This is a genomic window from Methylobacterium phyllosphaerae, assembly GCF_001936175.1.
Taxonomy (GTDB): Bacteria; Pseudomonadota; Alphaproteobacteria; order Rhizobiales; family Beijerinckiaceae; genus Methylobacterium; species Methylobacterium fujisawaense.
Window position 1 is genome coordinate 3,584,184 of the sequence record NZ_CP015367.1, and the last position, 13,832, is coordinate 3,598,015.

16 protein-coding genes are annotated in these 13,832 nt (G+C 71.5%); 6 read left to right on the forward strand and 10 right to left on the reverse strand.

The annotated features are described in order from the left end of the window. Nucleotides 1-67 precede the first annotated feature (67 nt). The gene (locus MCBMB27_RS16260) at nucleotides 68-724 is read left to right on the forward strand and encodes an SOS response-associated peptidase (protein WP_043357758.1); all 657 of its coding nucleotides are present in this window, start codon (nucleotides 68-70) and stop codon (nucleotides 722-724) included. Nucleotides 725-730: 6 nt separating this feature from the next. On the opposite strand, the gene MCBMB27_RS16265 is transcribed toward MCBMB27_RS16260, so the two are convergent. From MCBMB27_RS16265 to MCBMB27_RS16275, 3 genes are all read right to left on the reverse strand, one after another. Next, entirely contained in the window at nucleotides 731-1,492 is a 762-nt protein-coding gene (locus MCBMB27_RS16265; RefSeq protein ID WP_053609132.1) for a lytic transglycosylase domain-containing protein, read from the reverse strand. Nucleotides 1,493-1,574: 82 nt separating this feature from the next. Then, nucleotides 1,575-1,835 carry a hypothetical protein gene (locus MCBMB27_RS16270; protein ID WP_043357761.1) on the reverse strand — a complete coding sequence of 87 codons (261 nt, stop codon included), beginning with the start codon at nucleotides 1,833-1,835 and terminating at the stop codon, nucleotides 1,575-1,577. Nucleotides 1,836-1,895: 60 nt separating this feature from the next. Further along, nucleotides 1,896-2,192 carry a hypothetical protein gene (locus MCBMB27_RS16275; protein WP_051045121.1) on the reverse strand — a complete coding sequence of 99 codons (297 nt, stop codon included), beginning with the start codon at nucleotides 2,190-2,192 and terminating at the stop codon, nucleotides 1,896-1,898. Nucleotides 2,193-2,328: 136 nt separating this feature from the next. On the opposite strand from MCBMB27_RS16275, the gene MCBMB27_RS16280 reads away from it, so the two are divergent. Further along, nucleotides 2,329-2,541 carry a hypothetical protein gene (locus tag MCBMB27_RS16280; RefSeq protein ID WP_075380859.1) on the forward strand — a complete coding sequence of 71 codons (213 nt, stop codon included), beginning with the start codon at nucleotides 2,329-2,331 and terminating at the stop codon, nucleotides 2,539-2,541. Here MCBMB27_RS16280 and MCBMB27_RS16285 read toward each other — a convergent pair. Together MCBMB27_RS16285 and MCBMB27_RS16290 are read right to left on the reverse strand one after the other, a co-directional pair. Next, on the reverse strand, nucleotides 2,535-3,161 hold the full coding sequence (locus MCBMB27_RS16285; RefSeq protein ID WP_043357765.1) for an MSMEG_1061 family FMN-dependent PPOX-type flavoprotein: 627 nt from the start codon (nucleotides 3,159-3,161) through the stop codon (nucleotides 2,535-2,537). The genes MCBMB27_RS16280 and MCBMB27_RS16285 overlap by 7 nt on opposite strands. Nucleotides 3,162-3,214: 53 nt before the next feature. After that, a complete protein-coding gene (locus MCBMB27_RS16290; RefSeq protein ID WP_091955218.1) occupies nucleotides 3,215-4,381 on the reverse strand; it encodes a hypothetical protein in 1,167 nt (388 codons plus the stop codon). 369 nt (nucleotides 4,382-4,750) lie between these two features. Between MCBMB27_RS16290 and MCBMB27_RS16295 the strand changes: the two genes are divergently transcribed. The 3 genes from MCBMB27_RS16295 to der all read left to right on the forward strand — a co-directional run bounded on the left by MCBMB27_RS16295 (nucleotide 4,751) and on the right by der (nucleotide 7,548). Beyond that, a complete protein-coding gene (locus tag MCBMB27_RS16295; protein WP_043357769.1) occupies nucleotides 4,751-5,359 on the forward strand; it encodes an NnrU family protein in 609 nt (202 codons plus the stop codon). Between the two features lie 93 nt (nucleotides 5,360-5,452). Then, a complete protein-coding gene (locus tag MCBMB27_RS16300) occupies nucleotides 5,453-6,163 on the forward strand; it encodes a tetratricopeptide repeat protein (RefSeq protein WP_043357771.1) in 711 nt (236 codons plus the stop codon). 29 nt (nucleotides 6,164-6,192) lie between these two features. Beyond that, entirely contained in the window at nucleotides 6,193-7,548 is a 1,356-nt protein-coding gene (der, locus tag MCBMB27_RS16305) for a ribosome biogenesis GTPase Der (RefSeq protein WP_075380861.1), read from the forward strand. Nucleotides 7,549-7,633: 85 nt separating this feature from the next. On the opposite strand, the gene MCBMB27_RS16310 is transcribed toward der, so the two are convergent. The 5 genes from MCBMB27_RS16310 to MCBMB27_RS16330 all read right to left on the reverse strand — a co-directional run bounded on the left by MCBMB27_RS16310 (nucleotide 7,634) and on the right by MCBMB27_RS16330 (nucleotide 12,449). Continuing rightward, complete coding sequence (locus MCBMB27_RS16310) at nucleotides 7,634-8,752, reverse strand: carboxylate-amine ligase (RefSeq protein WP_043759155.1); 1,119 nt, start codon at nucleotides 8,750-8,752, stop codon at nucleotides 7,634-7,636. A gap of 61 nt (nucleotides 8,753-8,813) precedes the next feature. Continuing rightward, nucleotides 8,814-9,224 carry a dihydrofolate reductase gene (locus MCBMB27_RS16315; RefSeq protein ID WP_043385327.1) on the reverse strand — a complete coding sequence of 137 codons (411 nt, stop codon included), beginning with the start codon at nucleotides 9,222-9,224 and terminating at the stop codon, nucleotides 8,814-8,816. Nucleotides 9,225-9,418: 194 nt separating this feature from the next. Then, nucleotides 9,419-10,168 (reverse strand): SDR family NAD(P)-dependent oxidoreductase, encoded by a 750-nt coding sequence (locus tag MCBMB27_RS16320; RefSeq protein WP_043385275.1) that lies wholly within the window; start codon nucleotides 10,166-10,168, stop codon nucleotides 9,419-9,421. Between the two features lie 65 nt (nucleotides 10,169-10,233). After that, complete coding sequence (gene purF / locus MCBMB27_RS16325) at nucleotides 10,234-11,709, reverse strand: amidophosphoribosyltransferase (protein WP_075381995.1); 1,476 nt, start codon at nucleotides 11,707-11,709, stop codon at nucleotides 10,234-10,236. A gap of 131 nt (nucleotides 11,710-11,840) precedes the next feature. After that, a complete protein-coding gene (locus MCBMB27_RS16330; protein ID WP_043357783.1) occupies nucleotides 11,841-12,449 on the reverse strand; it encodes a CvpA family protein in 609 nt (202 codons plus the stop codon). 263 nt (nucleotides 12,450-12,712) lie between these two features. Here MCBMB27_RS16330 and alr point away from each other — a divergent pair, with 263 nt between their 5' ends. Continuing rightward, on the forward strand, nucleotides 12,713-13,822 hold the full coding sequence (gene alr, locus MCBMB27_RS16335; RefSeq protein WP_083683569.1) for an alanine racemase: 1,110 nt from the start codon (nucleotides 12,713-12,715) through the stop codon (nucleotides 13,820-13,822). The last annotated feature ends 10 nt before the right edge of the window (nucleotides 13,823-13,832 follow it).

Below are 13,832 nucleotides of genomic sequence, written 5' to 3' on the forward strand. Positions count from 1 at the left end.
TGGCTGGGCGCGGTATCCCGGAAGCGTGTAGAGCCGGCGCCGTGCCCACCAACCGCCCGGGACGCCCATGTGCAACCTCTACAGCCTGCGAACCGGCCCCGCGGATCTGCGCCGGGCCTTCGCGATCGCGGAGGACCGCACCGGAAACCTTCCGCCGTTGCCGGCTATCTTTCCCGACCAGCTGGCGCCGGTGGTCCTGAACGGCACCGCCGGACGGGACCTCGCGATGATGCGCTGGGGCATGCCGGGGCCGAAGGCGTTCGGCGAGCATCCGATCACCAACGTGCGCAACGTCGCGAGCCCGCACTGGCGACCCTGGCTCGGGGTCGCCCATCGCTGCCTCGTGCCGGTCACCGCCTTCAGCGAGTACGCCGACACCAAGCCGCGCAAGACGCCGGTCTGGTTCGCCCTCGACGAGGATCGGCCGCTCTTCGCCTTCGCGGGGATCTGGCGGCCCTGGACGGGCGTGCGGGGGACGAAGCGCGAGAACCCGGACCGGGTCGCCGCGGAGCACCGGCTGTTCGCCTTCCTGACGACGGAGGCGAACGGCGTCGTCGGGCCGGTCCATCCCAAGGCGATGCCGGTGCTGCTCACGCAACCGGAGGAATGGGCGACCTGGCTCGAGGCGCCCACCGCGGAGGCGCTCCGGCTCCAGCGCCCGTTGCCGGATGCCGCCATGCGCGAGGTCGCCCGGGGGGCGCGGTCGGACGGGGCCGAGGACTGATCCGCCCTACCCGCCCGCCGGCTCGCCGGAGGGATGGCCTGTGGGGGCGGCCGTCACGCCGCGGGCCCGCCAGCGCTCCAGCACGGCGGCGTTGAGCCGGGCGATCCGCGCGCGGTGCGCCTCCCAGAACGAGAGCGGCGGCGTCGGCTCGGCGACCACGCGCGTCCGGTGGACGGGGCGCCCCTGCTTGTCGGCGAGGCGGAACGGGACGGCCGGGCGCGCGCTTGCCCGGACGAGGCGCGCTTCGGGATCGGCCAGGATCGCCTGGGCGCGGGCGCAGTAGAGCTGCGACAGGGGCGAGATCACCTCCGACCCGTGTCCCGCCCGGTACTTCATCAGGGCGCGGCAGAGGTCGCCGTCGGCCCGGCGCCAAGCTTCGGCGAGATAGCGTACGCCGTAGCGAACGTTGATCTCCGGGGCCGCCAGCTCGGCGACGGTGCCCCGGAAGCCGAGCATCGCCGCGGTGGTGGGCCGGACCTGCATCAGACCGACCTCGCCGACGCTGCCGACCACGGTGGGATCGTAGCCGCTCTCGATCCGCGCGACGGCGTCGGCGACCGCGAGCGGCAGGCCGGTGCCGGCGGCCTCGCGGGCGATGAGCGGCAGGAAGCGGGCTCGCGCATCGGCGACGGCCGGCGCCGGCGCGGCAACCGGGGGAACCGGCGGCAGGGACGCCATGCCGAGCGCATGCACCGCCAGAAAGGTCGCGGGCCGGGCCTGCGCGGGAGCCGCGCAGGTCAGCAGCAGGAGAAGCAACGGAGCGCGCATCGGCCGCCACGGAGAGGGTCCGGGACCTGTCTATCCCGGCCGCCTCAACGAAGCCTTTCGCCGCCCCGGCGACGGGCCGAAGCTACTGCACCGGCCCGCGCTCGCGCGCCTGCAGCAGCCGCAGGGCCTCGCCCAGGACCGTGTGAAGGTCGGCCACGCCCTGGGGGCTGAGCGGCAGGCCGACCCGCTGCCCGTGGATCGTGCTGAGGACCAGCATGGCGAGATCCTCGCCGATCAGCAGGTTGGATCCCGGCAGGCAGAGCGGCAGGACGAAATCACCCTCGACCTCACCGAGGACATCGACCGCATCCGCGGGCCGAAAGGGCGGCTTCCGATCGGTCATCGCTCCCCTCCTCGCTATCCGCGCGGCGCCGATGGGCCGCCCGGAGACTCATACCGTGCCTCAACCCGGATCCCGGTCGGGCATCCGCAGAGACCGCACCGTGAGCGTGTCGATCTCCAGCGCGCCGATCTCCAGGGAGCCGACCCGGGCCCGCCCCACCGAAAGGCGTCCGATCACGAAGGCGCCCACCGCGACGACGCCGAGCGCCGCGGCCCCGAGGGCCAGCGCACCCAGCGCTGACGCCCCGACCGTCCCGGCGCCGATGGCCCCCGCGCCCAGAAGCGCCGTGTCGCGGGGGTCGGCCGACGCCGTCCCGACCGTCCCGATCTCGGCCTCCGGAACCCTCGAATGCGGCATGCGGGATCCTCTCCGGCCGGTCCACTCCGACGACAGCTATACGCGACATTAACCGCGTTTTCACGCCGCGCGCTGACGATGGTCCTCGGTCCCCGCACCCCGGACAGTCCGTCTGCAGCCAGAGAGGACGTCGCCCGTGCAGCATCTGCTCCCGGCCTTCGCGATCTTCGCATCCGGCTGCCTGCTGATCCATGTCGGCCGTGCCTATGCCCGGGCAACCACGATGCTGCTCTCGGGCACCGCCCTGATGCTGAGCGTGACCCTCGGCACAATGGTCTGCCAGCGGATCGGCCAGCCGGTGCGCTCCGTCGCATCCGACGCACGAGCCCTCGGCCAATCCGGTCAGTAGAGCCGCGTCCGGTAGGCGTCGGCGATGGTGGCCTCGGCCTCCGCCACGTCGGCGGCCGCGGTCTGATCGGACAGGATGCGTCCCAGGCTCGGGAAGGTGTCGCGCGCGACATGGCGCGCCGGATCCCAGAGCCCGGAGCGGATCATCGCCTTGCCGCAATGGAAGAACGCCTCGCGCACCTGCACGACGAGCCCCGCGGCCGGCACCTTGCCCTGGGCGCGCATGGGCTCGAGCAGCGCGGCGTCCTGCGTCAGCGCGGCGGTGCCGTTCACCCGGAAGGTCTCGTCGATCCCCGGCACGAGGAAGATCAGCCCGACGCCCGGGCTCTCGAGCAGATTGAGGAACGTGTCGATGCGGTTGTTGCCGCGCCGGTCCGGGATCACCAGGGTCCGGGAATCCGCAACGGCGACGAAGCCCGGCGCATCGCCCCGGGGACTGGCGTCGACATGGCCGGCCTTGTCCGCGCTCGCCACCACTAGGAACGGCGCGAGAGCGATGAAGCGGCGGCCGTAATCGTCGATGTGGTCGAGCACCTTGCGGGCGGCGAGCGGTCCGACGGGCCCGAACTGCCCGCGCAGCGCGGCGGCATCGCGAATCGGCGTATCGGCTTGCGCGTCCATGCGAACCTCTCACGCCCTGAGTGGCGCGGCGGCCGCATCCCGGTCAAGCGCGATCAGGGCCAGACGTGGATCGCCACCGGGCGGCGCAGCAGGTCCCGGTCGGAGGTGATCGTGCAGCCCTCCGTGCGCAGGCGCGCGAAAGTGAGCAGCGCCCGGTCTCCGACATCGTCGAAATTGCGGCCCCGCGCGTCCGGATCGAGCAGCGACGGATAGGCGATGAGCGGCGCCGTGGCCGCGCACGGGTCGTCGTAGAGGGTTGCGCCCGCGAGGAGCAGGCGCGGGCTGTCCCAGGTGATCAGGTCGCGGGAGGTGGTCCAGTAGAAGCCGGATTGCGGGAAACCCTCGGCCGCCTTGGCCATGAACACGGCGATCCAGGCGCCCGAGCCGCGGTGCCGGACGACGGCCCCGACCGGGCCCGGGAACGGCCCGACCGGCCGGCAGGTCGCCGTGTTCGGGCGGGCGGCGCGGTAGGGGTCCGGGAAGGCGGCGGTGAAACCGGTGCCGGTCCAGGCGCGCCAGCGGGTCGGATCGGCCGGATCGTCGCTGCGGAACAGGCAGATCCCGGATTCCTGGTCGCTGCCGGGCCGGGTCCAACCGGTGGTCGAGGCGAGGAAGTACCGCCATCTCCCGTCCGCGACGATGTTCGACGGATTGAAGAAGCCGCGGTGGCGGCCCTGGTCGATCTCCTGCCGGAATGGGGCTCCGGCGACCACCACGGGCGGACTCTGCCGCTTGAAGCTGCGGCCGCCATCCGTCGAGGTGGCGGCCGTGATCGTGTTGTACCAGCAGGCCATGTAGGTGGCCGCCGGACAGCGGCCCGGATGCTCGTTGGCTTGGTACTCGTGGTGGAGGAGTGCGGCCACGCGGGCGCCGTCCTCGGTCCAGGTGGCGGTGATCCAGGAGCGGTCGTCGTAGGCCGCAGGATCGGATTTCTCACCCGAATCGAGCACCACCGTGCAGTCGAGCTTGAGCTGGCCGAGATCCGGGCCGCGCAGCGCCCGGTTGCGGTAATGCATCCCGTAGAGCGCCACCGCGCCCGCGGCGTCGCGGAAGGCGCGGGCCGGCGCGTCGGGGACGTCGGCGCCGTCGCAGGCATCGCGGCCGGCCTTGAAGATCTCCGTCGGCGGCCCGACCAGGGTCAGGGCCGAGAGCGGGGGATCGGCGGAGGCGGGGGTTGCGAAGGGGATCAGGACCAGCAGCGCCACGCGCCCAAGGCGCACCGCCCTCCCACACCCTTCTGCGGGGGAGGGTTTTCTGTGAAGCGGGCGGGGAGCGCGGCGGCGCGACGGTGCGGGCTTCAGCGCAGGTGGCGGTCCCTCCGGAAACGGGGCTCCCCTCGCCCGACCCGGGCTGACAACCGTGACGCCCTCCCCCGCAGAGGAGGGAGGGAGACTGCGCGGCGCCGGCTGCTCAAACCCGCGCGATCGCAGCGTGGTACCGCCGCGTCGCATCCCGGACACCCGATCCGCCCAGCCCATGGTCGCCATCCGGCTGCGTCCCGGCCGCGCCTGGACAAACAGGCGGAGATTCGCTTGAGAACCATTACAGAGTGCTTGCCGCCGGCCGTGCGGCCCGACTGAAAGTCTCCTATGGTTCTCCTGATCCTCGGGCTGGTGCTGTTTCTCGGCACGCATGCCTTCTCGATGGCCCGCACCCGGCGCGCCGCGATCGTCGACCGGATCGGCGAGGGCCGCTACAAGCTCGGCTACATCGCCCTGTCGCTGCTCGGGCTGGTGCTGATCGGCATCGGCTTCCACGATTACCGCCTCGCCGGATACATCCCGGTCTGGGATCCGCCGGTCTGGACGCGCCACCTCGCCCTGACGCTGGTCTGGCTCGCCTTCGTGTGCCTCGCCGCCGCCTACCTGCCGGGCCATATCCGCGCCAAGGCCAAGCACCCGATGCTGCTCGCCGTGAAGATCTGGGCCACCGCGCACCTCCTGGCCAACGGCGATCTCGGCTCGATGCTGCTGTTCGGCGGCTTCCTCGCCTGGGCGGTGGCGGCGCGGATCAGCGCCAAGCGCCGGGCTCTCGCCCCGGGGGCGGTCGCGGCTCAGCATGGCGGGCCGGCGGTGGCGCCGCAGGGCTGGCGCAACGACATCCTGGCTCTGGTGATCGGGACGGCCGCGTGGTTCGTTTTCGCCCGCTATTTGCACTATCCGGTGATCGGCGTGCCGGTCTGGCCGGGCACCGCCTGAGACACTGCCTGTCGCCAACCCCGCGCCCGTGTGTTAGGCGCGGGGCCCGAACGAGACGAGGTGGTCCGCTGAAATCATGCGGGCCGGGATAGAATGGCCGAGAACAACGAGTTCCTTCGCGAGGTCGACGAGGATTACCGCCGCGACCGGATCCTCCAGATCTGGAAGCGCTACAGCGGCGTGATCATCGCGCTCGCCGTGCTCGTGGTGGCGGGCGTCGCGGGCTGGCGCTACTGGCAGGCCCAGCAGCGCGCGGCGGCCGAGGTGGCCTCGGTGCAGTTCGACGACGCCAACCGCCTCGCCAAGGACGGCAAGGTCGCGGAGGCCGACAAGGCCTTCGACGCCCTGGAGGCGCAGGGCCCGGCGGGCTACCGCCTGCTCGCCCGGTTCCGGGCGGCGGCCGAGACCGGCAAGCGCGACGCCGCGGCAGGCGCCGCGGAGTTCGACAAGCTCGCCGACGATACCGGCCTGGGCGACGGCCTGCGCGACCTCGCGCGCCTGCGCGCGGCCCTGCTGCGCCTCGACGGGCCGAACCCGGATCCGGCGCTGGCCAACCTCCAGGGCCTGGCCGCCGGCACCCCGTTCCGCCACACCGCCCGGGAGATGCTGGGCCTCGCCGCCTTGAAGAAGGGCGATTACGAGGAGGCCGGACGCTGGTTCGACCAGATCGTGGCCGATCCTGATACCCCGCGGAACCTGCGGGATCGGATCGAGGTCTACGCGGCGATCGTCGCGGGCGGCCCCGTGACGGTGACCGAGGCCAAGCCCGAGCCCGCTGCCCCGCCCCCGCCGATCACGCGCTGATTTCTGTTCGGACTGTTTCGAGAACCACCATGGATATGCCGACCGTCGCGATCGTCGGGAGGCCGAACGTCGGCAAGTCGACCCTGTTCAACCGCCTCGTGGGCAAGAAGCTCGCGCTGGTCGACGACCGCCCGGGCGTCACCCGCGACCGGCGCGAGGGCGACGTCACCTTCGGCGGCCTCCAGTTCCGGGTGATCGACACCGCCGGCCTGGAGGAGGCCGACGCCGCGACCCTCACGGGCCGGATGCGGATGCAGACCGAAGCGGCGATCCTCGCCGCCGACGTGGTGCTGTTCGTGATCGACGCCCGCGCCGGCGTGCTGCCGGCCGACCAGCCCTTCGCCGAACTGGTGCGCCGGGCCGGCTGCCCGGTGATCCTGATCGCCAACAAGGCCGAGGGCGGGGCCGGGCTCGCCGGGGCCTACGAGGCCTTCACCCTCGGGCTCGGCGACCCGATCCCGTTCTCCGCCGAGCATGGCGAGGGCCTGGGCGAGCTGCACGAGGCGCTCAAGGGCGCCCTGCCCCAGCGCGACGAGGACGAGGACGAGGAGGACGACGCGGACGCCCCTGGCGGCCGGTCTCTTAAGGTCGCCATTGTCGGTCGCCCGAATGCCGGCAAGTCGACGCTGATCAACCGCATGCTCGGCGAGGACCGGCTGCTCGTCGGCCCCGAGGCCGGCATCACCCGCGACTCGATCTCCCTCGATTGGGAATGGCGCGGGCGGCGGATCAAGCTGCACGACACCGCCGGGATGCGCCGCCGCGCCCGGATCGACGACAAGCTGGAGAAGCTCGCGGTCTCGGACGGGTTGCGCGCCGTGCGCTTCGCCGAGGTGGTGGTGGTGCTCCTCGATGCCACGATCCCCTTCGAAAAGCAGGATCTCACCATCGTCGACCTCGTCGAGAGCGAGGGCCGCGCCCTGGTGATCGGCCTCAACAAATGGGACCTCGTGGCCGACCAGCCGGGCCTGCTGAAGCAGCTGCGCGAGGATTGCACCCGCCTGCTGCCGCAGGTGCGCGGCGTCGCGGTCGTGCCGCTCTCGGGGCTGGCCGGCAACGGCGTCGACAAGCTGATGCAGGCGGTGGTGCAGGCCTCCGAGGTCTGGGACCGGCGGATCTCGACCTCGCGCATCAACGACTGGCTGAACGAGGCGACGTCCCGCAACCCGCCGCCGGCGGTGTCGGGCCGGCGGATCAAGATCCGCTACGCCACGCAGGTGAAGAGCCGGCCGCCGCATTTCGCGCTGTTCGGCAACCAGCTCAACGCCCTGCCGAAATCCTACACGCGCTACCTCGTGAACGGCCTGCGCGAGGCCTTCGACCTGCCGGGCACACCGATCCGCCTGAGCTTGCGGACCTCGCAGAATCCGTTCGACAAGGGCTGACCCAGCCGCGGCCGGGCGGGGGTCCCCGTCGAGGCCTGCGTTGCATTCCCGCACCTCAGGATGCGGCGGGCGGACGGGGCCCGCTCTACCGCGCCGCGTCGGCGATCCAGTCCACCGCCGCCGCCAGCGCGGCGCGCTCGTCCTTGCCCTCGGACAGCGCGGCCTCGAAAGCCGCGATCTGCCCGTCCGCGCTGGTCCCCTCGGCCACGATCGACCGGGCCCGGGCCACGTCCGCTGCACAGCCGAGGGCGTCCGCATCCTCGGCCACGAGGGCGAGCACCGCCTCCAGCGCCTCCGGGAACGGGACGGCGTCGCCCCGCGCCTCGTCGATCAGCGCCGCGGCCACGCCGCTGTGCTGAGCGCGCCAGAGGTTCTCGGAGGCCAGCGCCCGCGAGACGCCGTCGAGATCGGCATGGAGGTCGGGCCGGCGCACGCACAGGCGCACGAGGCAGCGGAACAGGGCGGCGACGCACAGCGAATCGTCGAGCCGCGTGCAGGCATCGGCGATGCGCAATTCCAGCGTCGGGAACTTGATCGAGGGGCGCAGCGACCACCACAGGAAGCTCGCATCGGCGATGGCGCCCGAGCGGGTCATGATGGCGACGAACCGCGCATGGGCGGCGGCATCGGAAAAAAGCTCCGGCAGGCCGGTGCGGGGCAGCTCGCCGAAGACGCTGAGCCGGTACGCCTTGAGCCCCGTCGCCTCGCCCTGCCAGAAGGGCGAGGAGGCCGAGAGGGCGAGCAATAGCGGCTGGAACGGCAGCAGCCGGTTCATGAGATCGATGCGGGCCTCCGGGTCCGGCACCTCGACATGGACATGCATCCCGCAGATCAGGGCCCGCCGGGCGGCGATGCCAACATCCGACAGGATGCCCTTGTAGCGTTCGCCGTCCGTGGCGGTCTGGCGCGACCAGCGCGCGAGGGGATGCGTGCCGCAGGCGAGGAGCGCCAGCCCATTCTCCGCGGCGATGCCGGCGAGCCGGGCCCGCTGGCCGCCGAGATTCGCCCGGGCGGCGCTCGCGTCGGTGAGCGGCGGGGTGCAGACTTCGACCTGTGCGGCGACCAATTCGCGTCCCGTCTCGGGGAGTTCCGCCTTCACCCGCGCGTGGAAGGCGGCGAGGTCGCCGCGCGGTGTCCCACGGGTCTCGGCATCGGCCAGGAAGTATTCCTCCTCGATGCCGAAGCGGTAGCTGTGGGCGCTCATCGTGGCCTCCGGAAACGCGACGCGTGCGCGGCCAACGCGCCGGCTCACGGGAAGGTGCCGTTCAAGCCGCGCGCAGCGGTCCGCCCACCAGCCAGGCGGGATCGAACCAGCGGTCGGCCTCGCCGTCGTAGGGCAGGCGGGTGATGTCCCAGTTCTGGATGTACTTGGCGTAGACGTTCCACACCGCGATCCCGCCGCCGACGAAGATCCGCCGGCCGGGATAGCGCTTGAGCACCGCCTCCGGATCCTCGTGGCTGCGGATCACGTCGATGGTGCGGTCCTTGAAGGCGAATTCGGGCACCGAGGCCACCGTCTTCGGCCCGGCGATCAGGACATGGCCCATGGTCAGCGCGAAGAAACGCGTCACGTCCTCCACGAACAGCGGATCGGTGTTGCCCTCCCAGGGCAGCTGGCCGTTGAGGCCGAGCTGGCCGCGCAGGCCGATCGCACAGATGCAGCGGACGTCGATCATGGGAAGCAACTCAGACAGGAAGATCAGGCCTCCCCCATCCCCCCTCATCCTGAGGTGCCCGCGCGAGCGGGCCTCGAAGGCGGGGTCCAGGGATCGCGCGACCTGTGGAGCCCGCCTTCGAGGCCTCCGCTGCGCTCCGGGACCTCAGGATGAGGGGGGCGGTGGGGTGCGTGTTCGAATAACAGGGTACCGGCTCATTCAGGTGCGCGGAAACTCAGCACCCGGTCGGTGGGGAAATCGTAGAGCTTGCCGGTCTCGGCCCAGTCCGGCGCGGCGAGCCGCACGAAATGGGGGGCGAGGTCCTCGGGCGTCTTGAGGGTCTCGGGGTCCTCCCCGGGCATGGCCGAGCGGCGCATGCCGGTCCGCAAGGGTCCGGGATTGAGCAGCATGGCCCGGATCGCCGTGCTCTCGTTCTCGGCCGCGTAAGTCCGCACCAGGGCCTCCAGTGCCGCCTTCGACACCGAGTAGGGTCCCCAGTAGGGCCGGCACTTCGAGGCCGCCCCCGAGGAGACGAAGATCGCCCGCCCGGCATCCGACATGCGCAGCAGCGGATCGAGGGAGCGGATCAAGCGCCAGTTGGCGGTGACGTTCACGTCCATCACCTGCCCCCAGATCTTCGGGGTGATGTGGCCGATGGGCATGAGCGCGCCGAGGATGCCGGCATTGGCGATCAGGATGTCGAGGCGCTTCCAGCGCTCGTTGATCGCCGCGCCGAGGCGGTCGATCGCGTCGTAATCGGCGAGGTCGAACGGCACGAGGGTGGCGCTGGAGCCGGCCGCCCGCACGGCGTCGTCCAGCTCTTCCAGGGCGCCGACGGTGCGCGCCACCGCAATCACGTGGGCGCCGGCGCCGGCGAGCGCCAAGGCGGCAGCGCGCCCGATGCCGCGGGACGCGCCGGTGACGACCGCGACGCGGCCTTCCAGGGGTTTCTGAGACTCAGCCATGGAGAGGACCTAGCGCATTTCCGCCCGCGGGGGATGCCCGTCCGCGCACGGAATCCGCAGATCCGTCAATCCGCCTCGGCCAGCATGGCGAAGCGCTTCGGGCCGGCGATGGAGAGGTCCGTGAGGCCGGTCGGGTAGTCGCCCGTGAAGCAATGGTCGGTGTATTGCGGGCAGGCGGCGTTCCGGGCCTCCTCGCCCATTGCCCGGTACAGGCCGGGGATCGACAGGAAGGCGAGCGAATCCGCGCCGATATACTTGCGCATCGCCTCGAGATCGTGGGTCGCGGCGAGCAGCTTCTCCCGCTCGGGCGTGTCGATCCCGTAGAAATCCGGGTAGGTGATCGGCGGCGAGGCGATCCGGAAATGCACCTCGGCGGCCCCGGCCTCGCGCATCATCCGGACGATCTTCACCGAGGTCGTGCCGCGCACGAGGCTGTCGTCCACGAGAACGATGCTCTTGCCCTCGATCGCCGCGCGGTTGGCCGAGTGCTTCATCCGCACGCCGAGTTCGCGCACCGACTGGGTCGGCTGGATGAAGGTCCGCCCGACATAATGGTTGCGGATGATCCCCATCTCGAAGGGAATCCCGGTCTCCTGCGAGAAGCCAAGCGCCGCCGGGACGCCAGAATCCGGCACCGGCACGACGATGTCGGCCCTAACGGCGGCTTCGCGGGCCAGTTCCCGGCCGATCGCCTTGCGCACCCCGTAGACGCTCTTGCCGTTCACCACCGAGTCCGGCCGGGCGAAGTAGATGTACTCGAAGATGCAGGGCCGCATCGGCACGGCGTCGGCGAAGCGGATCGACTCGATCCCCTCCTCGGAGATCACCACGATCTCGCCGTTCTCGATGTCGCGGACGAACCGGGCGCCGATGATATCCAGTGCGCAGGTCTCGGAGGCCAGCATGTAGCGGCCGTCGAGCTCGCCCAGCACCAGCGGGCGGATGCCCAGCGGGTCGCGGGCACCGATCAACTTCTTGTTGGTGAGCGCCACGATCGCGTAGGCGCCCTGGATCGCCTGCAGGGCGTCGATGAAGCGCTCGATGATCCGCGGCTTCCGGGAGCGGGCCGCGAGGTGGAGGATCACCTCGGTGTCGGAAGTCGACTGGGTGATCGCACCGTCGCGGACGAGGTCGCGTCGGATCGACAGGGCGTTGGTGAGATTGCCGTTATGGGCGACTGCCAGCCCGCCGCTGGCGAGCTCCGCAAAGAGCGGCTGGACGTTGCGCAGGATCGTCCCGCCGGTGGTCGAGTAGCGCACGTGCCCGATGGCGGCGCGGCCCTTCAGGCGGGCGATGGTGTCGCCGTCCGAGAAGGAATCACCCACGAGGCCGGGGCGCCGTTCGGAGTGGAACACCGAACCGTCGAAGGAGACGATGCCGGCCGCCTCCTGGCCGCGGTGCTGAAGGGCGTGCAGCCCCAGCGCGACGATGGCCGAGGCCTCCGGATGGCCGAAGATGCCGAAGACGCCGCACTCCTCCCGGAGCGTGTCGCCATCGAGATCGAAATTGAAAGCGTCGGTGGAGGCGGCGGCGTGTGACATGAGGCGGTCGATCACTCACAGATCCCGGCGGCGAAGGGCCGACGCGCCGGTCGTCGCGGAAGCAATCCGTGCACCACCGGAACCGCTATCTAGGCGTTCCGCACGACGAGTCCTACGGCGAATACCGCAGATCAGCGTCGCGTCGGGGTCGGCGCGGTCTCGGTCCGGCGCTGGGGCGCCGCGTCGGTCTCGGCCGGGGCGTCGGCTGCCTCATTGGGCGGCGTGGCGACCTTCGGCTTCTTGAACTGCTTGAGGAAGCCTTCCGGATTCTCGGGCAGCTGCGCCACGAGGGCGTCGCCGGACTTCTCCAGCATCGGGCGCGTGCGGGCCTGGGCGGCCCAGTCCGGCACCTTGCCCTGGACCAGCCAGGACAGGAACACCCAGCCGATCACGCAGATCAGGAAGCCGCGGGCCGCGCCGAACAGGAAGCCGAGGGAACGGTCGACGGCACCGATCCGCGAATCGAGCACCACGTCGGAAATCTTGACCGTGATGATCGACACGATGATCAGGGTGCCGAGGAAGATCGCCGCGATCGAGGCGACCAGCGCGACGGTGTCGCTGTTCACGTGCTGCTTCACGGTCGGCAGCAGCATCGGATGGAGCGTCCAGGCGACCGCGGCGGCGGCAACCCAGGCGACGATCGCCAGCACCTCGCGGGTGACGCCGCGCACGGCCGCGAGCAGCGCGGAAACCGCGACGATGCCGAGCACGGCGAGATCCAGGACGGTAAACGGCATCGTTAAACTTTTTGGTACCCGCGGGGATGCCGTGTCCGACCTGCGGCTCCCCCGGACCGCGGTGGATTTATACCAAGCCGGATCTCGGCCGTCACCCTCGCGAGCCCGCCTGATCGCGCGCTGTGCCGTCCTTGCATCAGCCGCGCCGTTCACCAGGGCGCGAGCCGCCGCGCCGAGAGCCCGGCTCCACCCGGGCGCCGTACCGGTGCTATGGGTCCGGCCTGGGGTCCGGTCTGTGCTTCCGGAGCCCCGGTGGTGAATGGATGGAGGCGGTCTGCGTGGCCGAGGCCGGACCTGTGACGGAGATCGGCGCCCACGGCGCCCGGCTCACGATCGACCTCGGGGCGATCGTGGCCAACTGGCGGATCCTGGCGGTCCGCGGCGCGGGCGCCGACTGCGCCGCCGTGGTGAAGGCCGACGCCTACGGCTGCGGCATCGGTCGCGTCGGGCCGGCCCTGTGGGCCGCCGGCTGCCGGACCTTCTTCGTCGCCCATCTGTCGGAGGGGGTCGCGGCCCGTGCCGCCCTGCCCGAGGCGGCGATCTACATCCTGAACGGTCTGCCACCGGGCGTCGCGGAAGCCTTCGCGGCGCACGAGCTGCGCCCGGTGCTGGGCAGCATCGCGGAGTTGTCGGACTGGGCGGCGCTCTCGTCCGGCCGCCTGCCGGCGGCACTCCACGTCGATACCGGCATGAACCGTCTGGGCCTGCCCGTGCCGGAGGCGCTCGATCTCGCGGGCGATGGGCGGATCACCGCGGCCGGGATCGACCTGCTCCTCAGCCACTTCGTCAGCGCCGAGAAGCCGGAGGATCCGGTCAACGCCCGGCAGATCGCCGATTTCGCCCGCGTCCGGGCGGCGTATCCGCAACTCCGGGCCTCGCTGGCGAACTCGTCGGGCGTCTTCCTCGACGGGGCCCGGCACGATCTCCTGCGGCCGGGCTACGCCCTGTTCGGCGGCAACCCGATTCCGGGGGGCGCCAACCCGATGCGCCCGGTGGTGCGGCTGGAGGCGCTGATCGCACAGGTACGCGACGTCGCAGTCGGAGCGACCGCGGGCTATAACGGCCGCTGGACCGCGCCCCGGCCGAGCCGGCTCGCGACGCTCTCCCTCGGCTACGCCGACGGGTTCCCGCGGGCGATCAGCGGGCGCGGGCAGGCGCTGGTCGGCGGCGTGCCCTGCCCGATCCTCGGCATCGTCTCGATGGATCTCATCATCCTCGACGTCACTGCGGCGCCCGCCGCGACGCGCGGCGCAACCGCGGTGCTGATCGGCGACGGCCTCGACATCGACGCGGTCGGGCGCTCTGCCGGCACGATCGGCTACGAGATCCTGACCGGGCTGGGTTCTCGTTATGTTCGAGATTATGTAGGCTGAGCCACCTCCC